Here is a 26,359-nt window from a genome sequence, read left to right as displayed (position 1 = left end):
ACCGGCTCCCTCACCCCGACCCTCTCCCTGAGGGAGAGGGGGACAGAGAGCGCGCTGCGCGCGGTTCTATTGCCTGGTTAACCCTGCTGCTCTTCCGCGAACCAGGGAGCGCGCGCGGCCATGATCAGGGCACCGGCGCGATCTTCGTCCATATCCTCTGCGATTTCCTGCAACTCGTCGACGGCAAGCTCGGCCAGGTCCTCCTGGGTGCACACACCCTTGGCCGCCAGCTTGTAGGCCAGATCCTGATCCATGCCCTCCAGATCGAGCAGATCCTGAGCCGGCTCGGTGTCCGGCATCTGCTCCTCGCTCTGGATCGCCTTGGTCAGGAGCACGTCACGGGCACGCCCGCGCAGCTCCTCGACGATCTCCTCGTCGAACTCCTCGACCTGAACCAGCTCCGAGGCCGGCACATAGGCGATCTCGTCGATGCTGGAAAAGCCTTCCTGCACCAGGATGGCGGCGATCTCCTCGTCGACGTCCAGCTGCTCCATGAACATCTGCTGCAGCTGCTGGGCCTCCTGCTCGCTCTTCTGCTCGGCGTCTTCCACCGTCATCACGTTGAGCTCCCAGCCGGAAAGCTGGCTGGCCAGGCGCACGTTCTGGCCGCCGCGGCCGATGGCCTGCGAGAGCTGCTCCTCGGCCACCGCGATGTCCATGCTGTGGGTATCCTCGTCCACCACGATCGAGACCACCTCGGCCGGCGACATGGCGTTGATGACGAACTGGGCCGGATTCTCGTCCCAGAGAATGATGTCGACACGCTCGCCGGCCAGTTCATTGGACACGGCCTGCACGCGCGAGCCGCGCATGCCCACGCAGGCGCCGACCGGATCGATGCGCGGATCCAGCGAGCGCACCGCGATCTTGGCGCGCAGGCCGGGATCGCGCGCCGCGCCCAGGATTTCGATCAGTTCCTGGCCGATCTCCGGCACCTCGATAGTGAACAGTTCGATCAGAAACTGCGGCGCGACGCGGCTGACGAACAGCTGCGGGCCGCGCGGCTCGGAACGCACATCGACCAGGAAGCCGCGCAGGCGGTCACCCGGGCGAACCGACTCGCGCGGGATCATCCACTCGCGCGGGATGAAGGCCTCAACGCCCTCGCCCAGATCCAGGTGGACATTGCCACGCTCGACCCGCTTGACGGTGCCGTTGACCAACGTGCCCTTCTTGTCCTCGTAGGCCTCCACCACCTGCGCCCGCTCGGCCTCGCGCACCTTCTGCACGATGACCTGCTTGGCGGTCTGGGCGGCGATGCGGCCGAATTCCTCGGACTCGATCGGCTCTTCTATATAGTCGCCCACCTCGATGCCCGGCTGCAGCTGCTGCGCGCGGGTGTAGAGCACCTGGTAGTCGGGGGATTCGAAATTCTCATCCTCGTCGTCGACGACCAGCCAGCGGCGGAAGGTCTCGTAGTCCCCCGTCCTGCGGTCGATTGCCACGCGCGCATCGATGCCGCCGCCGTGACGCTTCTTCGTGGCGGACGCCAGCGCCGCTTCGATGGCCTGGAAGATGATTTCTTTATCGACGCCCTTCTCGTTCGAGACGGCGTCGACCACCATTAAAATGTCTTTGCTCATGACTGCCTGTCTCCGACTGGCTACCCGAGTCGAAAAAATTACCCCTGAAATTCAGGGACCAATCGTGCCTGCTCGATCTGATCCAGCGGTAGGCACACTTCATTGCCCTTGTCGTCGACGATGACGACATCCTCCTGCCGCAGTCCCTGCAGCAGGCCGGTGAACTTGCGCTGCCCGCCCACCGGCAGACGCGTACGCAGCTTTACCCTGTTGCCCCGGAAGCGCTCAAAGTCCGCGGCCTGGAACAGCGGCCGGTCAAGCCCCGGGGAGGAAATCTCCAGGCTGTACTGGCCCGGCACCGGATCCTCCACGTCGAGGATGCCGCTGACCTGATGACTCACCGCGGTGCAGTCGTCCAGCGTAATGCCGGCCTCACTGTCTATATATATACGCAGCACGCTGTGTTTGCCGCTGGGGTGATACTCGATCCCCACCAGCTCGTAACCCAGTGCGCGCACCGCAGGTTCCAGCAGTTCCCGCAGCTTGAACGGATCATTGCGCATCTTTTCGCCGTGGTCGCCTTGCCCTGTCCGCACCGTTCAACCGGCACACCGCTGTCGCAAACAAAAAATGGGCCTACGGCCCACTCCAGGTGCCGGCCTGTTCCTGAATACAAGATAGCAGGCGCGGATATGAAAAGACCCCGAGAACGGGGCCACCTTTCACCTCAATCCCGGCTGCCAGGCTCGACAACCAACGCGGATTATAAAAGTCTCTGCAATGACTTGCAAGACAACAGCTTAGGATAATCATCCCGGCCCGGGCGTCGGGCACGACCCCAGCCGGTGCGGTTTATACCAATACAATCATGGCGTTATGGATCCTGACGGCCGCCCCGGGCGGGGGCGTCGTGGATACACCGTCCCCACGCCCGGCGACACGGCGGCGACATGTCCGGTCACAGCGGCCGCGTCGACGGCACATCCCTCCACCCATGCATGCGACACGCATGACATGAGCGCAAGTTACATCATTACCCATATCCTGTTATAATTGAGCGCTTTCACTCTAACAACAATAAATTGATCCCGATGCGGGTGCGCACGGGGCACAGGGATGGAGACAGAAAGAATATTTTGCAGTTGTCAAATCAATTCAAGAGGCCGACAAATCCATGCCTTCAATCAATACCGTCATCAAGCAACTCGGAGACACCTACCTCACCATCGCCGACTACCACAACTCCAAGGGTGTCTGGGTACGCATCGTCAAGAATGGTGAGCTGCTCGAACCGGCGTTCTTTTCCCTGGCCCAGTATGGCTCGTTCGACAAGGCCAAAAAGGCCGCCATCCGCTACCGCAACCAGCTGGTGCGCAAGTACAACGTGATTCCGCGCAAGCTGCGCGCGGCCGGGCCCTATGCCAACTATCGCGAAACCGATCCGCGCAACTTCACCGGCGTTGTGGGTGTAGGTCTGCAGCTGCACGAGAAGGACGGTTACTACCATGCGACCTGGAAGGCCCAGTGGTACCGCAAGGACACCGGCCTCAAGACCCGCAGCCTGTCGATCGCCAAGCACGGTTACAAGACAGCCTTCCGCACCCTGGTCAGGAAGCGGTTCGAGGAAACCGGCCAGGACGTCAAGCGCCTGCCGAGCGCCCCCGATCGCAAGGCGATGGCGGCGCACCTGAAGGAGCGCCTGGGTCCGAAATGGCGCAGTCTGATCAGCCCCAAATGGGACCAGTGGTGGGACGGGCGTTGAGCGCGTTCTGACATCCCGTGATAAAAAACGGCCCGTCATTCGACGGGCCGTTTTTTTGTGGAGCGGTTTTGGCTGTTTTCAAGCGTAGGATGGGTGGAGGCGCCTGCGCCGCAACCCATCAATTTCAACCGCACTGCGATGGGTTGCGCGTCGCTCCACCCATCCTACGATTCCTGCGTCTGCTCATCCGGCAACGTCTCGGCGGCCTCCTTTTTCGCCGCGGCCTGGTGGTCGCGCGCCAGCAGCAGGTAGACCGCCGGCACCACGTACAGGGTGAACAGGGTGCCGATGCCCAGGCCGGTGGCGATCACCAGGCCGATGTGCAGGCGGCTGACCGCACCGGGACCGGTGGCGAACAGCAGCGGCAGCATGGCCATGACCATGGCCAGGGTGGTCATGATGATGGGCCGCAGGCGGATGGCGGCGGCCTGCTCCACCGCCGCGCGCCGCGACAGCTTGTCGCGGATCTGCAGCTGGTTGGCAAATTCCACGATCAGGATGCCGTTCTTGGCGATCAGGCCGATCAGGGTAATCAGACCCACCTGGGTGTAGATGTTCACCGTCGCCCCGCCCACACCCAGAGTCATGAAGATCAGGGCGCCGGCAATGGACATGGGCACCGACACCAGGATGATCACCGGATCACGCCAGCTCTCGAACTGGGCGGCCAACACCAGGTAGATCACCAGGATGGACATGAAGAAGGTCAGGATCAGCGCGCTGCCCTGCTGGGTGAACTGGCGCGACATGCCGGTGTAGTCCCAGCCGAAGTTGCGCGGGAATTCCTCGGCGGCGATGGTCTCGAGACGGTTCAGCGCATCGCCCAGGGTCACGCCGCCGGCCATCACGCCCTGCACGGTCACGGCATTGAGCTGCTGGTGCTGGGTGCGCTGACTGGGCTCGACCTGCTCGCTCAGGCTGGCAAAGGAGGCCAGCGGCACCATGTCGCCGGAGGCCGTGGGTATGTAGTACTGCTTTAGGTCCTCCGGCTCGAGGCGGAACTCGCGCGCCACCTGGGGGATGACCTTGTAGCTGCGCCCCTCCAGATTGAAGCGATTGACATAGCCGCCGCCGAGCATGGAGCCGAGATTGGCGGCGATGTCCTGCATGCGGATGCCCAGGTCCGCCGCCCGGTCGCGGTCGATGACCAGGTTGACGCGTGGCCGGCTGAACTCCACCGTCTTCTGCAGGAAGATGAAATCGCCCGATTGCATGGCCCGGCCGATCAGCGTATCGGCCACCTGGTCCAGCTGCTCGTAGCCGGCATCGGTGGTGATGACGAACTGCACCGGCAGGCCGCCGCCCGAGCCGGGCAGGCTGGGCCGCGGGAAGACCGCGGTCTGGAACCCGGCGATGCCCGCCAGCTTGCCCTGCACCTCCGGCTGGACCTGCATCTGCGAGCGCTCGCGCCGGGTCGGGGGTTCCATCTTGAAGCCGCCGAACACGGTGCTGGCATCGCGCCCGAAGCCGAGGATCAGGAAGCTCTCGTGATACTCCGGAACGGACTCGAAGGCCTCCAGGATCTGGCGGGTGTAGATCTCGTTGTACTCCAGCGTGGCGGTCTGGGGGGCACGGGCCTGGAAGAACAGGATGCTCTGGTCCTCGGTGGGCGCCAGTTCGTTGGGCGTGGTGACGAACATGAAATAGATGCTCGCCAGGATCACGCCGGCGAAGGTCAGCACCACCGGCAGATAACTCAGCGCACCGTGCAGGCTGCGCTGGTAGCTGTCGGCCAGCCAGTTAAAGAAGCGCTCCACGCGCTGTTCGAAGCGCCCGGACTGGCCGTGGGGCTTGAGCACACGCGAGGAGACCATGGGCGAGAGCGTCAACGCGACCACGCCGGAAATGAGCACCGCCCCGGCCAGGGCGAAGGCGAACTCGGTGAACAGGGTGCCCACCAGTCCGCCCATGAAGCCGATCGGTGCGTACACCGCCACCAGGGTGGTGGTCATGGCGATGATGGGCAGGGCCAGCTCGCGCGCCCCCTTGAGTGCGGCTTCGATCCGACCCGACCCCTCCTCGATGTGGCGGTGCACGTTCTCCACCACGATGATGGCATCGTCGACCACCAGGCCGATGGCCAGCACCAGCGCCAGCAGGGTCAGCAGGTTCACCGAAAAGCCCAGCATCAGCATGATGATGCCGGCGCCGATCAGCGACAGTGGCACGGCGATGGCCGGGACGATGGCCGCCCGGATCGAGCCCAGGGTCAGGTAGATGACCACCAGTACGATCAGCACCGCCTCGCCGATGGTCTTGAACACCTCGTTGATGGAATCCTCGATGAAGACACTGGCATCGTAGGGGATGTGGGCCTGCAGGCCCTCGGGCATCTGACTGCGGATCTCCGGCATGACATCACGCACCAGGCGGGCCACATCCAGCGGGTTGGCCCCGGGCGCCTGTTCGATGCCGATGAAGATGGCCGGCTTGCCCTTGTACCAGTTGGTCGAATCGTAGTCCTCGGCACCCAGTTCGGGGACGGCGATGTCGCCCAGCCGCACCAGGCTGCCGTCCTCGGAACGCACCACCAGATCGCGGAAGTCCTGCGCCCGGCTGATGTCGGTGTTGGCGCCCAGATCGATGGCCACATAGGCGCCCTTGGACTGACCGACCGCCGCCAGGTAGTTGTTCTCGCGCAGCACCTCGGCGACCGTCCGGGCCGAAACCCCGAGCGCGGCCATGCGCTGCGGATCCAGCCAGATGCGCATGGCGAATATCTTGTTGCCGAGCAGTTCCGCCTTGGCCACGCCCGGCAGCGCCTGCAGCTTGGGCTGCACCACCCGCAGCAGATAGTCGGTGATCTGCGAGGGTGACATCTCTTCGCTGTAGTAGGCCATGTACATCAGCGCGGTGGTGTCGCCGGTGGTGGAGTCGATCACCGGATCCTCGGCCTCGGCCGGGAGCACATTGCGCTGGCTGGCCACCTTGGCCTGGATCTCGGCCACAGCGGCGTTGGCGTCGTAGTTCAGCTCCATGTGGGCCTCGATCACCGAACTCCCCTGGGTACTGCGGGCGAACAGATAGTCAATGCCGTTGGCCTCGGCAATGGCCTGCTGCAGCGGGGTGGTGATGAAGCCCTTGACCAGTTCGGAACTCGCACCGGGATAGGTGGTGGTCACGGTGACCACGGTGTTCTCGGTCTCGGGATACTGGCGTACCTCGAGCAGCCCGAGTGAGCGCAGGCCGATGACCAGGATCAGCAGGCTGACCACGCTGGCCAGCACCGGACGATGGACGAAGATATCGGTGAAGCGCTTCATTTACCGAACTCACCGGTCATTTCGGCCGAATTGTCGATGGTCACGGCCTGGCCGTTGCGCAGTTTGACCTGGCCGGCGCTGACCACCCGGTCACCGGCTTCCAGACCGCGGGTGATGCTGATGCGGCCGTCGCGCACCTCGCCGGTCTGCACCTGGCGGGTCTGGACGGTCAGGCTGCCGTCCTCCTGTTCCTGGATCAGAAACACGCTGCTGCCGTAGGGGTTGTAGACCACGGCCTGGCGCGGCAGGGTCAGGACCTCCTCGATCTCGGGCAGCCAGACCTCCACCTCGGCGAACATGCCGGGACGCAGGCGCTGATCGGGATTGGGCAGGGTGGCGCGTACCCGGATCTGGCGCGAACCCTGATCGATGCGCGACTCGAGCGCGCTGAGTGTGCCCTCGAAGGTCGCGTCGGGATAGGCCTGCACCGAGAGGGTCACGGTCTGGCCGGGTTCGAGATCGTCCAGGTAGCGTTCCGGCAGACTGAAATCGGCGTAGACCGGATCCAGCGCCTGCAGACTCACCACCGGATCTCCGGGGGTGAGGTACTGGCCCGGGTCGATCCGGCGGATACCCAGGCGGCCGGCAAAGGGCGCGCGCAGGGTCATCTTGTCCAGCCGCGCCCGCTGGGCGGCAACCGCGGCGGTGGCCTCGTCCAGGCTGGCGCGGGCCGCGTCCAGGTCGGACTGGGAGACGCTGTTCTCGCGCCGCAGTCGCTGGTTGCGCTCGAACTGCAGTTGCGCCAGTTTGCGCTGTGCCACCAGCCCCTCGAGCACAGCGCGGTCCACGCTGGCATCGAGTTGCAGCAGGACCTGGTCGGCCACGGCCGCCTGGCCCGAATCGAACCCCAGCGACTCCACCACGCCGGCAAGCTCCAGGGTCAGGTCGATGCCCTGGGATGCCGTCAGGCTGCCCACGGCCTGCAACTTCGGCTGCCAGCGCTGACGCTCGACCTCGGCGGCGGCCACGGTCGCCGGCGGCGGCGGCTGGGTCGCCTGCTCGATCATTTTCTGCATCTGCAGGTATTTCCAGCCGAAGATGCCGCCGAACAGGACGGCCAGCAACAGCAGGACGATGATCAGTCGCTTGATCACGGCATCACCTCATTTCCATTACAGGGCGCGGCGGCCGGGGCGGCCACGCATGAACGCGTATTCTGGACGACTTGGACTGGACGGTCCAGTCCAAATCTGTAAAAATTCCTGCCAACTTCATTGCCCACTCGATTGTGTCTCCCGATGTCCCGTACCCCTGCCCTCCAGTGCTCTCCACCGGCCGCCACCGAAAAACAGCTGGCCATCATCCAGGCGGCCACGCAGATATTCCTGGAACAGGGCTACGACCAGGCCAGCATGGAACGCATCGCCCGCGCGGCAGGGGTATCGAAGCAGACCATCTACAACCAGTTCGGCAACAAGGAGGCCCTGTTCCGGGCCATCATCACCCAGCGCTGCAGTGAACTGCTGGACACACTGCTGTCCTCCTCACCCGACGAGGACGGCATCGAGCGGATCCTGACCCGATTCGCCACCCTCCTGCTCGACAGCCTGCTGGAACCCTCGGCCCTGGCCCTGCACCGGCTGATCGTGGCCGAGAGCCGGCGCCTGCCGCGGGTCGGCCGGCTCTATTACGAATCCGGCCCCGAACGCGGCAACCGGCGGCTGGCCGAATACCTGCAGACCCTGTGCGAGCGCGGAATGCTCGACATCGAGGACCCTGACCTGGCCGCCCAGCAGTTCACCGGCGCCCTGCTCGGCTCGCTGCGCACCCGCGCCCTGGTCCTTGAGGAAGCGATCCCGCAGGCCGAGATCGATCGGGTGGTGCGGCACACGGTGCAGTGCTTTCTGGCCCTGCACCGGCCCTGCCGCTGATCCCGAACAGGCGCCACATCTGTCATTCCACGTTCCGGCTGGTAGAATTACGCACCTTTGCGCAGGCTCCACCCCGGTCGCCGGCGCCTAACCAGCCCAATCCCAAGGTGTGAACGTGAGTGAAAGCCTCAGTCTGAACAAGAAACAGATCATCGCCGCTGTCCTGTTCCTGGCGGCGGGTGTCTATATCGCCGGCGCGGTGCCCTCGGTGGAAATCGCCTGGGTCTGCGCCTTCCTGCTGCTGACCATCTTTCTGTTCGCCTTCGAAGTGGTCGGTGTGGACGTGGCCGCCGTCTGCGTCATGGTACTGCTGGGTCTGAGTTCACTGTTCGCCCCCCTGATGGGTCTGGAGCAGGGCCTGGTCGACCCGAATAAGCTGTTCACCGGCTTTGCCAGTAATGCGGTCATCTCCATCATCGCGGTCATGATCATCGGGGCAGGCCTGGACCGCACCGGCATCATGACCCAGGTGGCCGGCTTCATCCTGCGCGTCGGCGGTTCCACCGAGGCCCGCGTGATCCCGCTGATCTCGGGCACGGTCGGGATCATTTCCAGCTTCATGCAGAATGTGGGCGCGGCCGCTCTGTTCCTGCCGGTGGTCTCACGCATCTCGGCCCGCACCGGCCTGCCCATGTCGCGTCTGCTCATGCCCATGGGCTTCTGCGCCATCCTCGGCGGCACCATGACCATGGTCGGCTCCAGTCCAGTGATCCTGCTCAACGACCTGCTGCTCACCTCCAACAAGGGCCTGCCGCCGGACCAGCAGATGGAGACCTTCGGGCTGTTCGCCATCACCCCCATCGGCATCGCCCTGGTCACCACCGGCGTACTCTATTTCATCCTGGCCGGGCGCTTCGTGCTGCCCTCGGACAGCGCTGCCGGCGAGGAAGGTCGCAGTCGCGGCGAGGACACCAAGCGCTATTTCCAGGAAGTCTACGGGGTGGGCTACGACATCGTGGAGGCAGAGGTGCCCGCCAACTGCCCGCTGGTGGGACACGACCTGGACCAGATGGAACACGACTACCGGGTAAGGGTGATCGCCCTCGACAAGGGCGACGGCATCCGCGTCGGCGCCGCCGGCGTGGACCGCAGCCTGGGCATCGAACCCGGCACCCGGTTGGCCCTGCTCGGCACGCGCGAGGCGCTGGACAGTTTTGCCGGCAAGCATCAACTGCGGGTGCGGGCGGATCTGGACCGTTTCAGCGAGGTGCTGGTGCCGACCAAGGCGGGTATCGCCGAGATCGTCATTCCGCCCGGCTCCAAACTGATCGGTCAATCTGCCCGGGAGCTGTGGCTGCGCAAGACCTACGGCCTGTCACTGCTGGCCATCCACCGCGGCGGCAAGACCCTGAGCCGCGAAGGCGAAGGCGTACGCGACATTGCGTTTGAGTCCGGCGACACCCTGGTGGTACACACCACCTGGGCGGATCTGGCGCGACTGGAGCGGGATCGCAACTTCGTTATCGTCACCACCGAGTATCCGCACGAGGAGGAACGTCCGCACAAGGTGCCGCACGCCCTGCTGTTCTTTGCCATCACGCTGGGACTGGTCCTGTTCACCGACCTGCGGCTGTCGGTGGCGCTGTTGACCGGGGCCATGGGTATGGTGCTCTCCGGCGTGCTGTCGATCGACGAGGCCTACCGCGCGGTGAGTTGGAAGACGGTGTTCCTGCTCGCTTCGCTGATCCCGCTGGGGCTGGCAGTGGAGACCAGCGGCACCGCCCGCTACATCGCCGAGGAGGTGGTGGCCCGGGTCGGCGAGGCCGCGCCCTGGATCATCCAGGCCGCCATCGCCGTGCTGGCGACCTTCTTCACCCTGGTGATGTCCAACGTCGGCGCCACCGTGCTGCTGGTGCCGCTGGCGGTCAATATCGCCGTCCAGGTCGGCGCCGATCCGGCCATCTACGCCCTGACCGTGGCCATCGCCACCTCCAACTCCTTCCTCATCCCCACCCACCAGGTCAATGCCCTGATCATGGGGCCGGGCGGCTACCGGGTACCGGACTTCATGCGCGCCGGCGGCATCATGACGGTGCTGTTCCTGGTGGTGTCGCTGACCATGCTGAATGTGGTCTTCTGACAGATGTGATATCAACGCAGAGGGCGCAGAGACACAGAGGCGCAAAGGACTATAAATCATAAAACCTCTGCGACTTTGCGTTCTCCGCGCTTGAGTCGCACCATCTGCACATACCCGCCAAACCGGCTCAGAATTCGATCCGCCGAATGTAATCGGGCGTGTCGCACAGGCGCCGGGCCTGCTGGAAATCCGTCTCCGACATGTCGCGCGCGACGATGTTGCGCAGGATGTTCGCCTCGGCATCACCCTGAGCGCAGGCCTGGCTGAGCCAGAAGTAGGACTTGGCTTCGTTGATCGCCACGCCCCGACCCTCGGCGTAGCTCAGGCCCAGCGCATACTGGGCATCCACATCGCCCGTCCTCGCCCGCTCGAACAGGCGGCGGGCGTCGTCGGGATCGTTGCGCAGCAGTGACATGCGTTCCAGCATCGTGATGCCTCTCAGGTGGTTGCGCTCAACCGGCGCTGCAGCAGGGCCAGCAGCCCACGCAGCACGGGTATGTGGCGATAGATGGCAGCCGGATCCCAGTAATCGTGATGGGCCGCCACGCGTCCGGCAGCGTCGAAACGGACGCGGGACATGCCCTCGACCTCGAGCGGCCGTCCGCCGGCCAGGCGGCGGGCGGAAAAGCGGAACCGCCACAGGATACAGGCCCAGTCGTCCCGGCAGGCCCAATGCAGGACCTCGAAGCGGGGGTTATCCAGCTGTGCGAACATGTGCCGGTAGATCGCGCGGATCGCCGGTGTGCCACGCACGTCGTTGAAGGGATCCCGGAAGTGGGCGTCCGGGGCGTAGAACTCGTCCACACGCTCCAGATCGGCCGGGGCAAGCTCCGCATAGAACTCAGCCAGGGCAGCAGTCAGGTGCTCGATGTCCTGTGCCATGTCTACACCAGCCTGCGCGTCAGCGCGAAGAACAGACGATACGGCAGCATCCGCAGCAGGCCCAGCATCAAGGCCAGACGCCGCGGAAACCGGATCTCGAAGCCCGGGTCGTCGAGATGTTCAAGGATGGCTGCCGCGGCGGTGGCCGGTTCCAGCAGCTGTGGCATGGTGAATTCGTTCTTTTCAGTCAGACGCGTTCTGACGAAACCGTGATTGATGACGCCGAGATGGATTCCCGCCCGGGCCAGTTCCGGGTGCAGCGATTCGGCCAGATTGATCAGGGCCGCCTTGGTCGGGCCGTAGGCCGCGGCATGCGGCAGTCCCGCATAGCCCGACAGGCTGGCATTGATCAGGATGCGGCCACCGCCGCTGGCGCGCATCATCGGTACCACGGCGGCCAGGCAGTTGACCGCGCCGAGGTAATTGATACGGGTGATGCGCTCGAACACGGCAGGGTCGAGCTGATCCATGCCGGCGGGTTCGTAGTCGCCCACATTGTAGATGACCAGGTCGGGTACGCCGACCTGGTGCGCGATGTCCTGCGCGGCCGCAGCGACGGCATCAGCCTCGACCACGTCCACCGGCAGCACCCGGACATCCCCGCCCCGCTCCGACAGCGTGTCCCGCACCGCCTCCAGGCGCTCGCGCCGCCGCGCCGAGATCACCAGCCGCTCGCAGCGGGCCAGCAGCCCCGGCGCCAGTTCCGCCCCAATGCCGGAACTGGCGCCCAGCAGCCAGATTGTCGAACAGGTGTTGGCCATGCCGGTCGCTCCTTGGCACTGTGCAAAACTGGTGTATAATTATCGTACAAGTATTGTACAAGTCAACCGGCACGGGACACGGCATGGAAACCCAAGCGCACTACTACCCAATCCGCAATGTGGCCGAGATCACCGGCGTCAACCCCGTCACCCTGCGCGCCTGGGAGCGCCGTTACGGCCTGTTGCAACCGCACCGTACCGACAGCGGACATCGCCTCTACAGCGACGATGACATCCGTCTCATCCAGCAGGTGACGACACTGCTGAACGAGGGTCAGTCCATCAGCCAGGTGGTACGCAGCCTCAAACAGGGCGCTCCCGAAGCGGCCGGCATACGCGAGGACAACGCCGACATCTGGGAGACGCACCGCGCCCGGATGCTTGAGGCGATCGGCCGCTTTGACGAACGCACCCTGGAACAGGCGTACCAGGAAATCCTCGGCCTCTACCCCATCGATACCGTCAATACCCTGCTCATCCGCCCACTGTTGCAGCATCTGGGCAACTGCTGGAAGCAATCGGATACCGGCATTGCCCAGGAACATTTCTTCACCGCCTACCTGCGCAAGAAGCTAGGCGCCCGGCTGCATCACAGCAACCTGCAGAGCCATGGTCCGCGACTGATCCTGTGCAGTCCCTCGGGTGAGCACCATGAGCTGGGTATGCTGCTGTTCGCGGTCACCGCGGTCAGTCACGGCCTGCGGCTGGTCATGCTGGGACCGGACATGCCGCTGTCGGAACTGACCGCGGTGGCCGACGCGACCGCAGCAGAAGGCGTGATCCTGTCCATGTCCACACGCCCGTCGAAGAAGGTCGTCGAGCAGGAACTCCCGGCCCTGATCGGGGCATTGGACATTCCCCTGTTCATCGGCGGTCAGTATGCGGTCACCCATGCCCGTGAACTGGCCGCTGCCGGCGCGGTGCCGGTCGGCACCGATGCCCTGCCGGCACTGCGCAGCATCCGCGCCGGGCTCCACTCCGGCACCTGAGCGTCTCCGCCAGGAAAATCACCACATAAACAACAAGCAGAAGGCTGAATACCGATTGTGTTGAAAACGTGACATTTCCCCGCCCCTGAATCCGTTGCATCCCGGCAATATCTGTACAATACTTGTACAAAGACTTCGTATTTAGTCAAATACTTGTACAGGTGCAAGTGCAATGAAGGATCGGATTGCGGTGATCGGCGCCGGTGTGGCGGGTCTGAGCACAGCCTGGCTGCTACGGGAGCGCTACGATGTCACCCTGGTGGAGCGCAATGCCTACATCGGTGGCCACACCCATACCGTGGAGGTGGACAGCAAGGCGGGCAGCGTGCCCGTGGACACCGGTTTCATTGTCTACAATGAGCCGAACTACCCCCTCCTGACCCGGCTGTTCGACTGGCTGGGGGTGGACACCCAGCCCACGGACATGTCCTTCTCGGCGTCCATCGACGCCGGCAGCATCGAATACGCCGGTAGCAGTCTGCAGACGCTGTTCGCCCGCCCCGGCAGCCTGACCGATCCGCGCCATCTGCGCATGCTGCGCGAGATCCTCGACTTCAACCGCCGGGCCACCCGCCAGCTGCAGCAGACCTCGTCCCTGACCCTGGGCGGTTTCCTCGAACACCAAGGTTACGGTCGCGAACTGCGTGACCACTATCTGCTGCCGATGGCGGCGGCGATCTGGTCCTGCCCGCTGGAAGCCATGCTGGCCTATCCCATGCACAGCTTCAGCCGCTTCTTCGCCAATCACGGCCTGCTCAGCCTGCGCAACCGGCCGCAGTGGCGCACGGTGAGCGGCGGCAGTTATCTCTACGTCAAGGCCATGCTGCGGGATCTCGGGCAGCGGGCCGTGCGGGACTGCCCGGTGGAACAGATCCGGCGCGGCGATGACGGGCGCTGGTCCCTGCACACCGCCGACGGCGAACTCGGCAACTTCGATCAGGTCGTGCTGGCCTGTCACGCCGACGAGGCCTGGGCCATGCTCTCCCCCGGGTTGCGCGCCGCGCGTGCGCCGCTGGCCGGCTTCCGCTATCAGGAGAACCAGGCGGTGCTGCACAGCGACAGTCGCCTGATGCCGCGGTTGCGCCGGGTCTGGTCGGCCTGGAACTACCGTTCCGAAGTTGACACCTCCGGCAGCCGCGCAGTCTGCGTGACCTACTGGATGAACCGGCTGCAGCGACTCGACAACCCACAGCCGTATTTCGTCACCCTCAACCCGCTGCAGGAGCCGGCGCCGGACACCGTGCATGCCCGCATGGTCTATCACCATCCGGTCTATGACAGCGAGGCCCTGCGCCGGCAGCCGCAACTGCAATCGCTGCAGGGCCGTGACGGCCTGTGGCTGTGCGGCTCCTACTTCGGCTACGGCTTTCATGAGGACGCCCTGCGCTCGGCGGTGGAGGTCGCCGACCGGCTGGGTGTGCAGCCGCCCTGGGTGACCGGGCTTGATCGTCGAGGCGCGGCCTGACATGGTGACCGCGGCGGGGTGCATCTATGCGGGCGAGGTCATGCACCGACGTTGTTTTCCCGCGGCCTACCGGTTCCGCTACCGGGTGTTCAGTCTCTACATCGACGTCGATCGCATCGACGCGGCGGCCGCGCACTGTCGGCTGTTCTCGCACAATCGCTTCAATCTGTTCAGTTTCCACGACCGCGATCACGGTCCGCGCGACGGCAGCAGCCTGCGCGCCTGGGCCGAACGCCTGCTGGACGCTGCCGGTCTGCCGTCTGCCGGCACCCGCATCCACCTGCTGTGCTTCCCCCGGCTGCTGGGCTATGGCTTCAATCCGCTCAGCCTGTGGTATGTCGAAGCCGCCGACGGCGGGCTGATCGCCATCCTGTGCGAGGTGCACAACACCTTCGGCGAGTCCCATACCTACATCCTGCATGCACAGGGAGCGCAGCTCGCCTGGCCGGTCACGGGCGAGCACGACAAGCGGTTTCATGTCTCGCCCTTCATCGACATGCAGGCGCGCTACCACTTCCGGCTGTCGCGCCCGGACGCGCGCCTGCAGTACGTCATCCGGGAATATCAGCAGGGCCGGCTGCTGCTGGCCGCGGTGCAGACCGGCCGGCGCCGCCCGCTCAGCGACCGCACCTGGCTGGCACTCGCCCTGCGCATGCCGCTGATGACCTTCAAGATCATGGCCATGATCCACTGGCAGGCCCTGAAGCTGTGGCTGCGACGGGTGCCCTTCCATCCCAAACCCTCACCGCCCCGCAAGGAGTTCAGTTCATGACCACAGAAAAGGTGCTGCGTCTCGAACCGCAGCTGCAACAGCTTCCCGTCGCATTGCGGCTGCTGCTGCCCCTGCTGCGCGCCATCCGCATCGGTTCCCTGCGTCTGGAACTGGCCGACGGCCGCCGGTTCGATTTCATCGGTGAGCAGGAAGGACCCGCCGGCGTGATGCGACTGCAGCGTCCGGCGCGTTTCAGCCTGCGGCTGATCGCCAATGCCGGCATGGGCCTGGCACAGGCCTATCTGCGCGGCGACTGGTCCAGCACCCGGCTGGCGGACACCCTGCAGGTCCTGGCGCTCAATGAACGTCACATGCGCGCGGCCTTCCCGGGGCGCCAGACGCTGGCGGGGCTGGACCGGCTGCAGCACCGGCTGCGCGCCAACACCCGGCGCGGCAGCCGCCGCAACATCCGCCGGCACTACGACCTGGGCAACGACTTCTACCGGCTCTGGCTTGATCCCGGCATGACCTACTCCGGTGCCCGCTTCGCCCGGCCCGACGAGGCGCTGGAGGCGGCCCAGACGCGCAAGTACGCCGAGTTGCTGGACTCGCTGCACGCCGCACCCGGCGATCACATCCTCGAGATCGGCTGTGGCTGGGGCGGCTTTGTCGAGTACGCCGGCCGCCGCGGCCACCGCGTCACCGGCATCACCCTGTCGCCGGCCCAGTATGAGTATGCCCGCGCGCGCATCGCGGCCGCCGGCCTGAACACGCGCGTCGAGCTGCGGCTGCAGGACTACCGGGATGTACGCGGCCGCTTCGATCATGTGGTTTCGATCGAGATGTTCGAGGCCGTCGGCACCGAGTACTGGCCGGATTTCTTCACTTCAGTGTTCAACTGCCTGCGCCCCGGCGGCCGTGCGGCTCTGCAGGTCATCACCATCGACCCGGCCGTCTTCGCGCGCTATGTGCGGCGCGCCGACTTCATCCAGAAATACATCTTCCCCGGCGGCATGCTGCCCTCGGTACCGGTGTTCGCCGCCCACGCCGCCCGCGCCGGGTTCCAGATCAGCCGCTGCGAGTTCCGGGGCGAGGACTATGCCCGCACCCTGCGCCACTGGGACCACCGCTTCATGCTCAACCGCAACCGGGTCCGGGAACAGGGCTTCGACGATCGGTTTGTCCGCCTCTGGCACTACTACCTGGCCTATTGCGAGGCCGGCTTCATGACCGGACGCATCGATCTGATGCAGACCACCCTGATCCGGCCGCCGTGCCCCTGACCCTGCCGCACTGGCAGCGCACCCTGCTGGCCTACGGCGTGACCGGGCTGCCGCTGGCCGCGCTCGGGCTGCCGCTGTACGTGTTCCTGCCCGCATTCTACGCCGGCCTGCCGGAGGTGGGACTGGCGGCGGCGGGCATTGCCATCCTGCTGGCGCGCTCGCTGGATGTGTTCACCGATCCATTGATCGGCTACTGGTGCGACCGCAGTTCCCAGGGTTCGCGCCTGCTGCGGCCGCTGATGCTGGCCGGCACCCTGCTGCTGCTGTTCGGCATCAGCCGTCTGTTCATGCCGCCGGCCGATGTCGGCGGCGCCTACCTGTTCCTGTGGAGCCTGGTCAGTTACACCGGCTGGACCCTGATCACCGTGCCCTACCTGGCCTGGGGCGCGGAGTTGACCCAGGCCTATCATGCACGCACCAGTGTGACCGTCGCGCGCGAGGCCTTCACCATCCTCGGCACGATGCTGATGATCGCCCTGCCCCTGCTGACCGGACACACGGATCAGCTGGCCCGGTTGATGCAGAACGCGGCCTGGCTGCTGTACCTCCTGCTGCCGACGGCGGTGCTGGTCACGCTGGCGGGCACACCGGCACCGGGACCGCGACGGGCCACCGCGCCCGGTTATCTGCGGGCACTGATGGAGGATCCCCTGCTGCGGCGGCTGTCGCTGGCCTTCTTCAGCAACAGCATGGCCAACGCCATCCCCGCCTCGCTGATCATTCTGTATGTGGAAACGGTGCTGCAGGCCGGGGCTTCGCTGCCGCTGTTTCTCGGCGCCTACTTCTTCAGCGGCCTGGTCGCCCTGCCCCTGTGGCAGGCGCTGGCGCGCCGCCTGGGCAAGGCCCGCACCTGGGCCCTGTCCATGCTGCTGGCCAGTCTCGCCTTCCTCGGCGTGCTCGTGCTGGGGCCGGGGGACGTCGCCGCCTTCACCCTCATCTGCCTGCTCACCGGCGCCAGCCTGGGCATCGACATGGCGCTGCCGGCCTCGATCCAGGCCGATGTCGCCGAACAGCAGCGGCTGGTGTCCGGTCAGCACCGCACCGGCACCCTCTTCGGTCTGTGGAGCCTGCTCACCAAGCTGGCGCTGGCGATGGCCGTGGGCATCGCCTTCCCCCTGCTATCGCTGTCCGGATTCGAATCGGGACAGCCCGCGACAGCGACACAGACACTGTGGCTGACGCTGCTCTATGCCCTGCTGCCGGTGATCATCAAGCTCTACGCCACCTGGCTGGTGTGGCGGCTGCCGTTGACCGAGACCAATTTGCTCACCCTGCGCGACAGCGCCCGTTCCCGGGAGGAGACCGATGACAAGATTGCCCGTACTGATTCTGATCGCCTGCAGCCTGCTGCTGAGCGCCGGTTGTAGTCACATGCAGGCACAGGACTATCAGGGTCAGCAGCCGCCGCTGGTGCTGGAGGAGTATTTCCTGGGCGAGCTGCAGGCCTGGGGCATGTTCCAGAACCGGCGCGGCGAAGTGAAGCGCCGCTTTCGCGTCGATATCGACGGCCGTATGGAAGGCGACGAACTGGTGCTGCAGGAGGACTTCGTCTATGCCGACGGCGAGCGCCAGCAGCGCATCTGGCGCATTCACCGGCTGGATGAACATCATTACGAGGGCCGGGCCGACGACGTGGTCGGGGTCGCCCGCGGGGCCCAGTACGGCAATGCGCTGAACTGGGAATACAAACTGCGGCTGGAAGTGGGCGGGAAACACTATGTCGTGCACTTCGACGACTGGATGTTCCTGCAGGACGAGCGGGTGATGATCAACCGGGCCACCATGCGCAAATGGGGTATCCGGCTGGGCGAGGTCACCCTGGTGTTCGTGAAGACCGATCCCGGGACGACCGCACCATGAAAACTGTCGCCATGTTGTATCTGTGTCGTCTCCGGACCTGGCTGGCCGGTCTGCTGCTGGCCCTGGCGACACCGGCGCAGGCGGAGGCGCCATTGCCGGTCGCGGTCGAGGTCGGGGAGGATCGCCTGTCACTGATCCGGCAGGATACCATCCGTTATGCCGGCCTGTTCCGGGTCTACAGTCTCGGTGTCTACGCCCCCGCGCCACAGCCGCTGCCGCAGCTGCTAGCCGCCGATGCCAGCACCTGCATCGAGGCCCGCTACCATCGCGACCTGGAGCGGGAAATCCTGATCGAGGCGGCACACCATATCCTGGAACGGCAGCACCCGACGCCTCGACTGCAGGCGTTCAGTGACGGACTGGCGCGGTTGCACGCGGCCTATGTCGATATCCGGGCCGGCGACCGCTACCGTCTGTGCCGCCTCCGGGACAGCGGCCTGACACTCGACCACAACGGCCGGCAGGTGCTGTTCCAGCCCGACCCGGAACTGGCCCGACTGTATCTGGGCATCTGGTTGGGGCCGGGCGGGATTCTGGACGACAATGGCTGATATCCAGCCGGGGGGCAGCGGTCACTGCTGAAACTGATGCTATAAACGCAGAGGGCGCAGAGGCGCTGAGACGCTGAGCATTATGAAATGGAATGAAGCCCAACCTACGTCTGCCGGAAATGCTGGCTTATCCCGGCCTACCCTTTATTTTATGACCTTTGCGTCTCCGCGCCTCTGCGCCCTCTGCGTTGCTCTCTCCTAACGTCAAGGATCAGCGTTCGATGTTGAACAGCAGGTCCACCCCGGACTCCACCCCGAGCTCGCTTTCCAGGGACCAGCGCCGGCTGAGTTCATAGCGCAGGTTCAGCGTGCTCAGGTGCTCGAACAGGCCCACGCTGTAGTTCACGTACAATCGCGGCGAGAGATACTTGCCCAGCACCAGCGAGGTGTCCTCCGCCGTTCCCCCGCTGCCACCGCCGCTGACGCTGACCTCGTCCAGCCCCAGGGTCTCGCCGATCTGCCCGGCCAGGGCGTTACCGCCCTTCACCCCCATGGCGGTGGCGGCCCGCATCAACAGCTGACCCTCGGCGCCGCTCGCCCCGGCCATGGGCCGGCCCAGCATCAGATAGGACAGGACATCGCCCTCGGCCATGGCCGGACGTGAAAACAGTTCCAGCTGCGGATCCTGCAGGAAGCCTCCGAGCCGCAGGCCGGCGGTGACCTCGTCGATCTGGCGCACGGCGGTGGCGTCCAGCGCCGGATTGTCCACCGGTCCCCCGCTGTAGATGACCCGGCCCTGGGTGATGTCGAGCGTCTGGCCGTAGGCCGCATAACTGCCGTCGACCACCTGCAGTTCACCCCGGGCGCGGGTCAGCTGGCCCGGCTCGTCGATCAACTCGATCCGGCCGGCGAGGCGGCCGGTCAGGCCGTAGCCCTCGAACATGACCGCCTCACCCAGACTCAGCGTCACCCGCGTATGTACCGACCAGCGCGGCGTCTGCTGTGCCTCGCCTGTGACCACAACCACGTCGCGTGACGGTCCGACCGCGCCGCTGAAATCACGCGGTGCCAGCCGCGCCTCGGGGACGTGGACACGGCCAGCAAGATCGATTCGCGGCGGCTGCACCTTCAGCTCCAGATCAGGTGAGACCGGCAACCGCGCCTCCGGAATATCCAGCACCAGGAAGTCCTCGCCCTGAACGCCAAGCTGCAACCGCCAGTCCGGCAACCGGGTCAGATCCAGAGTGCCGTCGAGCCCGATGCGGCCCGCGCCGGAACGCGCCCCGCCCCGCAACCGCAGCTGTCCGTCGGCAGCCGAGTCCAGTTGCAGCCCGATGTCCTCGAGATGAATGCCGGCCGCCGGCACCCACAGGGCGGCCTCATGCAGCCGCGCGCCGAGTTGCAGTTCCGGGGCGAGCAGACGGCCGGCGATGCGGCTGTCGATGTCCAGCTGTCCCTGCACCCGGGTCAGGGCGGGAACGAAGAGTTCGATCACCTCGAGCCGGCGGACCTCACCCTGCAGGCGGCCCGCCATGCGCTGCTGATCCAGCGCCGCCCCCGGCCGGAAACCGGGCAGGGTCACCTCGGCGGTCAGACGATCCTGTTCCAGCAGTCCGAGCCGGGCATCGGCCTGCAGACCCGCGGCATCCAGCCGCCAGTCCACGGTAGCCGCGCCGTGCGGGAGTTGTTGTCGGCCCTCGCCCTCACCCCAGGCCACCGTCCCGGCCGGCAGATCAAATCTGCCCTCGCTGCGCAGCCGGCCCTCCGTCTGCTGCGCAGACAGCCGCGCCGACAGGGTCGAATCGAACACGACCCCGACCGGCAGCCAGGGCTGCAGCCGGTTCAGGGGCAGACCGTCCAGGCGCACATCGGCCTGCCAGTCGCTCCAGGCCTGCGCGGCATGGCCTTCCAGGCACAGCGCGGCCGCCGCCTGCTGCCAGCAGACGGGATCGACCCGGGCGGCCTCGGGCCCCAGGGTCATGGCCACGGCCTCTTGCAGCGTCCAGGTGCCGGTCTCCGGCAGGGTCCAGTCGAACCGGGCGATGCGCCCGCTCCAGTCCGGTGCCTGCCAGTTGCCATTCAGCGTCAGTTGCAGGCCATGCGACGGTCCGTCCGCCTCCAGTTGCAGGCGGTGATCGGCCAGACTGCCACTGAGTTCGGCGCTGACACTGGCCAGTTCGCGCGCCTGCCACTGCCAGTCCCGGCCCTGGAGCTGGAACTGCAGGGGTGCATCCGGACTGCCCAGTCCGGCGTCGAAGCCGAGCTCGGCCTGCGCCATCATCAGGTCGGCGCGCTCCAGCGCCTCCAGTCGCAACTCACCCGTGAGCCGGCTCTGCGGCCAGACACCCCGCAACCGGCCCTGACCCGCCACCGCACCCCGGATGCCCGGCAGGGTGTCGGCCAGTTCGGGGAAGTCCAGCCACCAGCGCATCCCGTCCGCCTCGTGCGGTCCACCGTTCAGGGTCAGCCGGTTCTCGCCCGTGCGCAATGCGAGATCGGCGAAGCGCCAACCGTCGGGGCCGAGGGCAAGGCTGCCGCTTCCGACCAGCGGCAGGCCGCGCAACTCGCCGTCCAGTTGCTGCAGCGCCACGTTGGCTGTCAGCGCCTCACCGCGTACCTCGCCGCCGGACTCCAGCGTTGCCGACAGCCGTCCCGGCCAGTCCGGCCAGTGGCGGCCGGGGTCGATGTCCTGTGCGCTGAGGCGCAGGCGCCAGTCCAGCGCATCGGCCCAGCCGATACGACCCTCCCCCTGCACCTGACCGTCCAACAGCCCGGCGCGGAAACGGTCCAGGGAAAATCCCTCTGCATCGCCACGCCCCTGCAGGGCGAGTTGCGCCGCCGGCACGGCCTGTCCGGCCAGAGCCGTCTGCAGTTCGAGCGTGAAATCCTGCACGCCGCCTTGCCAGACCAGCCGGCCGTCGGCAGCGCTGAACACCGGGGTCAGCGGTGGCCAGGCCAGGGTCGGCCAATCCAGTTCCAGCCGGCCGCTGGCAGTATCGAGCGTCCAGTCGGCGTTGACCTGCAGCCGGCTCCCGGCCAGCTGGAGTTCGGCCGTCTCCAGGTGGTAATGGTTCCAGTCGCTGTGGCGCAACCGGCCCTTGAGACTCAACGGTTGCTCCTGCAGATCGGGATGATCGCTGACCAGACTGGCTTCAAAACGCGCCGCGGAGAGATCGCCACCGGCCTGCAGCGTCAGGCCCAGGGCATGTGCAGGCAGCCCCGGGGCGAAACGCTGCAATGCTGTCATCGGCAGGGACAGATCCAGCGTCCAGTCTGGAGCACGCAGGGGCTGACGGATCTGAAGTGCAAGCCCGGCCGGGGCCGGCTGCTCCAGGCGATGCGTCAGCACCAGCAGCTCCGGAGTGCCGCGCAACGCGCCGGCACCGGCATAGGCAGGCAAATCCGGCAGGGCCGCGTGCCACTGGAAATCGAGTTGGGTCTGACTGCCGGAGTCCAGGGCAATGCGGCCGCTGGCCTGCACCGTCACGCCGGACAGCGCCAGTTCCAGCTGCTGCAACGTCACCCTGCTGCCGGCAGCGTCTGCGCTGAACTGCAGCCGTTCAATACGTTGCCCCGCGCCGTCGGCCGGTATGAACTCCATGCCGTTGAGTTGCACATCGCGTAGCCTGATGCGCAGCGGCAGCCGGATATCGGGCAATGCGGATTGTTCCGCAGCGGCAGAGGGCGTTCCGGGCGTGAGCGCCGGGGCCAGGCGTAATCCGTCCAGATGCAGCCGTTCCACAGCCAGGGTCATGTCGGCCAGGGCCGTGGGCGACCAGTCGAAATCGAGCCGTTGCAGGCGATAATCACCGGCGGCGCCGCGGAAGTGCAGACCATGGATCTGCAGCGGTCCGGCCAGGCGGCCGCTCACCTCCTTCCAGCCTAGTTCACCCGGCACCAGCCGGGCCGTCAGCGCCAGGCCGGTGCGCAGACCGCTGGGGGTCAGGGTCAGCCACAGCAATGCCAGCAGCAGCAGGAGCAGCAGACCGCCGACGAGCCAGCCGATGCGACGCAGTGCCGTCACAGGTCCGGCCCCAGGGTGATGTGCAGGCGCAGCGGGTTGTCCGGACGGCTGACCGCCGAAGCGATGTCGACGCGCAGCAGGCCCACGGGTGATTCCCAGCGCACGCCGATGCCGGCGCCGGTTTCCAGTTCATCACCGAAATCGTCGAAGGCGTTGCCGGTATCGACGAACACCGCGGCACGCCACTTGCCCTTGATTCTGTGCTCGTATTCCAGGCTGCCGATCAGCAGGTGCCGGCCGCCGACCACTTCTCCGCTGGCATCGGTCGGACCCAGCTTCTGATAATCGAAACCGCGCACGCTGCGGTCGCCGCCGGCGAAGAAACGTACCGAGGCCGGCAGCACATCGAAGTCCGACATCCAGGTGGTGCCGAGCTGGCCGCGGGTGAGAATGCGTCCGCGTGAACCGAGGGGAAGGATGTACTTGGCGCCGACGACGAGTTGCAGGAAGCGGGTCTCGGAGATGATTTCCGGGGTCGCCCCGCGCAGTTCCAGCTGCGCCCGCCAACCATGCCGGGTGATCAGGGGATCGTCGGCCTTGATGTAGGTCCAGGCCACGCCGGGCATCAGCAACCGGGTACTGCCCTTCTGATCGCCCAGGCGGAAATCCTCATCCAGGAAGGTCAGCGACAGATTCTCGCGCAGTCGTCCCCGGACCCGGCTCAGATTCGCCGCCAGGGTGCGGGAGTCACTCTCGATCGTCGCGCTGTCCTCCTGCTGGACCGCGGCGGCGAAGCTCAGACGGTCGGTGCGTGGATTGCGCACCGGAATACCGTATTCGACATGCGCCCCCTGACGGATCTCGGAGGCCCGCAGTTCGCTGGACAGGGTGTGGCCGCGGCTGTTGATGCGTCGCACCTCCCAGCCCAGCTTGCCACGCACGCCTGTATCGGTACCGAAACCGATGCCCGCGGTATAACGGTGGCGCTTGCGCGGCTCCAGGCGGACTTCGATCGGAATGGCGTAATCCTGCGCGGCCTCGCGCTGATCGACTACACTGACCGATTCGAAGTAGTCACTGTCGAGCAGGGCACGCTGCAACTCGAGCAGCTTGCGGTCCGAATAGGGCTCACCCGGAGCAAAGCTGAGATACCGGCGCAACAGGGTTTCGCGCAGCCCGGCCGCCTCGAAGCTGATCTCACCGAAGCGATAGCGCCGGCCGGTGTCCAGCTGCAGCAGCACCGTCGCGCTGCCGGCGGCCGGATCGATGCGCAACTCGTGACGGGTATAGGCGGCGTCCAGATAACCCAGTTCCAGTGCCTTGCCGAGCAGGGATTTCTTCAAGGCCTCGTAGCGGGCATGCACGGCCACCTCGCCCAGGCCGAGCAGCGGGTCATCGATCAGCGCCTGCAGATCCTGTGCTTCGCGGCCCGGCCCCTGCAGTTCCAGCGCCAGTTCACGCACCCGGACCGGTTCGCCCGGATCGATGCCGAAGCTGGCCTGCCAGCCCGCCTCGGTACGCCGCAAACGGGACTCGATCCGCGGACGGTAATAACCGAAGGGTTCCAGCGCGGTCCGGATCTCCCGTTCGGCCAGGTTGAAATAGCGCCGCACCCGCACCTCGGAGGGTGCCTCGCGGTCCTTCAGTGTGGTCAGCGACAGCAGTGCCAGGACGTTGGCGCGCAGGCTGTCCTGTTCCAGGCCCTCGATACGTATATCGATTTCCGCGGCCGGCAGCAGTTGCGGACACAGCATCAGGAGCAGGAGGATGAAAAACCGGCGCACGGACATGGGCCGGATTATACTGGATGCGGTATTGCGGGCACCTCGGGAAACAAAAACCCCCGCATCAGGGCGGGGGTTTTGAGACAGCCGGAAGCGGGAATCAGCCGGCGAGCCTGGCCTTGATGGTCTTGACCACCTCATCGCTGGAAGTGGCGTTCACATCCAGCAGCAGGCCTTCGTTGCGGTAGAACTCGACCAGCGGGGCGGTCTTCTCGTTGTAGACGTCGAGGCGGTTGGAAATGGCCTCCTCGGTCTCGTCGTCACGCTGCACTACGCTGCCGCCGCACTTGTCGCACACGCCTTCGACCTTGGGCGGTGCGCTCTTGACGTTGTAGATGGCACCGCAATTGGTGCAGGTGCGCCGGGTGGTCAGACGATCGAGGATGACCTCGCGCGGCACTTCCAGATTGACGGCCATGTCCAGCTTGATCCCCAGCTTGTCCATCAGCGCCTTGAGCTGCTCGGCCTGGGGAATGGTGCGCGGGAAGCCATCGAGCAGAAAGCCGTTGGCGCAGTCCGGTTCCTGCAGGCGCTGTTCCATGATACCCATGATGAGTTCATCCGGGACCAGGTCGCCCGCCTTCATGTAGGCCTCGGCCTGCTTGCCCAACTCGGTGCCCTCCTTCACGGCGGCGCGCAGGATGTCGCCAGTGGAGATCTGCACCGAACCGTCGATGTCGGTCAGCATCTTGGCGACCGTGCCCTTGCCCGCACCGGGCGCGCCCAAAAGAATCAGCTTCACGGAATTCCTCCTTCAACCTGTCGAATCGTTTCCCCGGGCAGGCGCCCGGCGTGGGCGGCAATTGTGCGCGACTCGCCCGGCAGGTTCAATCCATGAGCATTTCTTTAGCAGGCATAGAAGATATTGATGGCCCGGGCCTGTATACTGAGCCGCCCGAATTCGCCTGCGAGGCCGCATGCCGCTACGCCATTCCCATCGCTGGCTGATCCTGGGCCTGGTGCTGCTGGCACTGGTCCTGGCCTGGCGCCTGACACCGCTGTCGGAGTGGGCCGATCCGCAGCGCCTGCTCGGTACGCTGGAGGCGGTGCGCAACTTCGGCTACGGGCCGCTGGTGGTGATCGTGCTGTTCGTGATCGGCGGTCTGCTGATCATGCCGATTACGGCCCTGATCGTGGCGACCATACTGACCTACGGCGCCCTGGCCGGCTTTGTCTATGCCCTGCTGGGCGTGATCGCCAACGCCGCGTCCGGCTACGCCGTCGGTGCCCACCTGGGCCGGCGCGGCATCCGCCAGTTGGCCGGGGACCGCATCAACCGGGTCAGCGCCCGACTCGGGGAGCGCGGTATCCTGACCGTGTTTCTGCTGCGGGTGGTCCCGGTCGCCCCCTTCAGCATCATCAACCTGGTGGCCGGCGCCTCCCATGTCACTTTCAGGGACTATCTGCTCGGCACGCTGCTCGGCATGACGCCGGGCATGCTGGCGATCGCCCTGCTGATCGATCGCATCCTGGCCATTATCCGCAATCCCACGCCGCGCACCCTGGTCGTGTTCGTCGCAGTGGTGGCCATACTCGCCGTGGCGGCGCTGCTGCTGTCGCGCTGGGCGCATCGGCACCGCAAGCCCTGACTCCGCCCGGCGTCGAGCTCCGTCCGGGGCGCGGAAGCCGACGGTTCACCGCCCGTATTATATTGGTTAGACTGCATGCG

At 65.9% G+C, this 26,359-nt stretch carries 21 protein-coding genes; 11 read left to right on the top strand and 10 right to left on the bottom strand.

Annotation, left to right across the window (positions count from 1 at the left end; translation table 11 throughout):
• Positions 1-77: 77 nt before the first annotated feature.
• Positions 78-1,583, bottom strand: coding sequence for a transcription termination factor NusA (nusA, locus tag CFK21_RS08520; protein WP_096366257.1), 1,506 nt, complete (start codon positions 1,581-1,583; stop codon positions 78-80).
• Positions 1,584-1,621: 38 nt separating this feature from the next.
• Positions 1,622-2,086 (bottom strand): ribosome maturation factor RimP, encoded by a 465-nt coding sequence (gene rimP, locus CFK21_RS08515; protein WP_096366256.1) that lies wholly within the window; start codon positions 2,084-2,086, stop codon positions 1,622-1,624.
• A 611-nt stretch (positions 2,087-2,697) separates the two neighbouring features.
• Between rimP and CFK21_RS08510 the strand changes: the two genes are divergently transcribed.
• Positions 2,698-3,285 (top strand): AP2 domain-containing protein, encoded by a 588-nt coding sequence (locus CFK21_RS08510; RefSeq protein WP_096366255.1) that lies wholly within the window; start codon positions 2,698-2,700, stop codon positions 3,283-3,285.
• Between the two features lie 164 nt (positions 3,286-3,449).
• On the opposite strand, the gene CFK21_RS08505 is transcribed toward CFK21_RS08510, so the two are convergent.
• Both CFK21_RS08505 and CFK21_RS08500 read right to left on the bottom strand, forming a co-directional pair.
• On the bottom strand, positions 3,450-6,548 hold the full coding sequence (locus tag CFK21_RS08505) for an efflux RND transporter permease subunit (protein WP_096366254.1): 3,099 nt from the start codon (positions 6,546-6,548) through the stop codon (positions 3,450-3,452).
• Positions 6,545-7,642, bottom strand: coding sequence for an efflux RND transporter periplasmic adaptor subunit (locus tag CFK21_RS08500; protein WP_096366253.1), 1,098 nt, complete (start codon positions 7,640-7,642; stop codon positions 6,545-6,547). Before CFK21_RS08500 ends, CFK21_RS08505 begins: the two co-directional genes overlap by 4 nt.
• Positions 7,643-7,786: 144 nt before the next feature.
• Here CFK21_RS08500 and CFK21_RS08495 point away from each other — a divergent pair, with 144 nt between their 5' ends.
• Both CFK21_RS08495 and CFK21_RS08490 read left to right on the top strand, forming a co-directional pair.
• Positions 7,787-8,419, top strand: coding sequence for a TetR/AcrR family transcriptional regulator (locus CFK21_RS08495; protein ID WP_096366252.1), 633 nt, complete (start codon positions 7,787-7,789; stop codon positions 8,417-8,419).
• A gap of 115 nt (positions 8,420-8,534) precedes the next feature.
• Positions 8,535-10,499 (top strand): SLC13 family permease, encoded by a 1,965-nt coding sequence (locus tag CFK21_RS08490; protein WP_096367554.1) that lies wholly within the window; start codon positions 8,535-8,537, stop codon positions 10,497-10,499.
• Positions 10,500-10,626: 127 nt separating this feature from the next.
• On the opposite strand, the gene CFK21_RS08485 is transcribed toward CFK21_RS08490, so the two are convergent.
• From CFK21_RS08485 to CFK21_RS08475, 3 genes are read right to left on the bottom strand one after another with little or no spacing between them, the layout of a single operon-like run.
• Entirely contained in the window at positions 10,627-10,926 is a 300-nt protein-coding gene (locus CFK21_RS08485; protein ID WP_096366251.1) for a tetratricopeptide repeat protein, read from the bottom strand.
• A gap of 11 nt (positions 10,927-10,937) precedes the next feature.
• Positions 10,938-11,381, bottom strand: coding sequence for a nuclear transport factor 2 family protein (locus tag CFK21_RS08480; RefSeq protein WP_096366250.1), 444 nt, complete (start codon positions 11,379-11,381; stop codon positions 10,938-10,940).
• Between the two features lie 2 nt (positions 11,382-11,383).
• Entirely contained in the window at positions 11,384-12,142 is a 759-nt protein-coding gene (locus CFK21_RS08475; RefSeq protein WP_096366249.1) for an SDR family NAD(P)-dependent oxidoreductase, read from the bottom strand.
• A gap of 83 nt (positions 12,143-12,225) precedes the next feature.
• Here CFK21_RS08475 and CFK21_RS08470 point away from each other — a divergent pair, with 83 nt between their 5' ends.
• From CFK21_RS08470 to CFK21_RS08440, 7 genes are all read left to right on the top strand, one after another.
• A complete protein-coding gene (locus CFK21_RS08470; RefSeq protein ID WP_096366248.1) occupies positions 12,226-13,131 on the top strand; it encodes a MerR family transcriptional regulator in 906 nt (301 codons plus the stop codon).
• Between the two features lie 172 nt (positions 13,132-13,303).
• On the top strand, positions 13,304-14,596 hold the full coding sequence (locus tag CFK21_RS08465) for an NAD(P)/FAD-dependent oxidoreductase (RefSeq protein ID WP_096366247.1): 1,293 nt from the start codon (positions 13,304-13,306) through the stop codon (positions 14,594-14,596).
• Positions 14,597-14,636: 40 nt separating this feature from the next.
• Positions 14,637-15,368, top strand: coding sequence for a DUF1365 domain-containing protein (locus CFK21_RS08460; protein ID WP_369801192.1), 732 nt, complete (start codon positions 14,637-14,639; stop codon positions 15,366-15,368).
• Entirely contained in the window at positions 15,365-16,591 is a 1,227-nt protein-coding gene (locus CFK21_RS08455) for an SAM-dependent methyltransferase (protein WP_096366245.1), read from the top strand. Before CFK21_RS08460 ends, CFK21_RS08455 begins: the two co-directional genes overlap by 4 nt.
• Complete coding sequence (locus CFK21_RS08450; protein WP_369801264.1) at positions 16,588-17,958, top strand: MFS transporter; 1,371 nt, start codon at positions 16,588-16,590, stop codon at positions 17,956-17,958. The genes CFK21_RS08455 and CFK21_RS08450 overlap by 4 nt, the downstream gene beginning before the upstream one ends.
• Positions 17,897-18,451 carry a DUF3833 domain-containing protein gene (locus CFK21_RS08445; protein WP_096366244.1) on the top strand — a complete coding sequence of 185 codons (555 nt, stop codon included), beginning with the start codon at positions 17,897-17,899 and terminating at the stop codon, positions 18,449-18,451. Before CFK21_RS08450 ends, CFK21_RS08445 begins: the two co-directional genes overlap by 62 nt.
• On the top strand, positions 18,448-19,002 hold the full coding sequence (locus tag CFK21_RS08440) for a chalcone isomerase family protein (RefSeq protein ID WP_157745542.1): 555 nt from the start codon (positions 18,448-18,450) through the stop codon (positions 19,000-19,002). Before CFK21_RS08445 ends, CFK21_RS08440 begins: the two co-directional genes overlap by 4 nt.
• A gap of 211 nt (positions 19,003-19,213) precedes the next feature.
• On the opposite strand, the gene CFK21_RS08435 is transcribed toward CFK21_RS08440, so the two are convergent.
• The 3 genes from CFK21_RS08435 to CFK21_RS08425 form a co-directional block, all read right to left on the bottom strand.
• Positions 19,214-22,966 (bottom strand): translocation/assembly module TamB domain-containing protein, encoded by a 3,753-nt coding sequence (locus tag CFK21_RS08435; RefSeq protein ID WP_096366242.1) that lies wholly within the window; start codon positions 22,964-22,966, stop codon positions 19,214-19,216.
• Positions 22,963-24,696: an autotransporter assembly complex protein TamA gene (locus CFK21_RS08430; RefSeq protein WP_172844279.1), complete on the bottom strand. Its 1,734-nt coding sequence runs from the start codon at positions 24,694-24,696 to the stop codon at positions 22,963-22,965. Before CFK21_RS08430 ends, CFK21_RS08435 begins: the two co-directional genes overlap by 4 nt.
• A 94-nt stretch (positions 24,697-24,790) precedes the next feature.
• On the bottom strand, positions 24,791-25,432 hold the full coding sequence (locus CFK21_RS08425) for an adenylate kinase (RefSeq protein WP_096366240.1): 642 nt from the start codon (positions 25,430-25,432) through the stop codon (positions 24,791-24,793).
• A gap of 175 nt (positions 25,433-25,607) precedes the next feature.
• On the opposite strand from CFK21_RS08425, the gene CFK21_RS08420 reads away from it, so the two are divergent.
• Positions 25,608-26,279 carry a TVP38/TMEM64 family protein gene (locus CFK21_RS08420; protein ID WP_096366239.1) on the top strand — a complete coding sequence of 224 codons (672 nt, stop codon included), beginning with the start codon at positions 25,608-25,610 and terminating at the stop codon, positions 26,277-26,279.
• Positions 26,280-26,359 lie beyond the last annotated feature (80 nt).

The organism is Thiohalobacter thiocyanaticus, from assembly GCF_002356355.1.
Taxonomy (GTDB): Bacteria; Pseudomonadota; Gammaproteobacteria; order Thiohalobacterales; family Thiohalobacteraceae; genus Thiohalobacter; species Thiohalobacter thiocyanaticus_A.
This window is presented reverse-complemented; position numbering and strand designations above follow the sequence as displayed.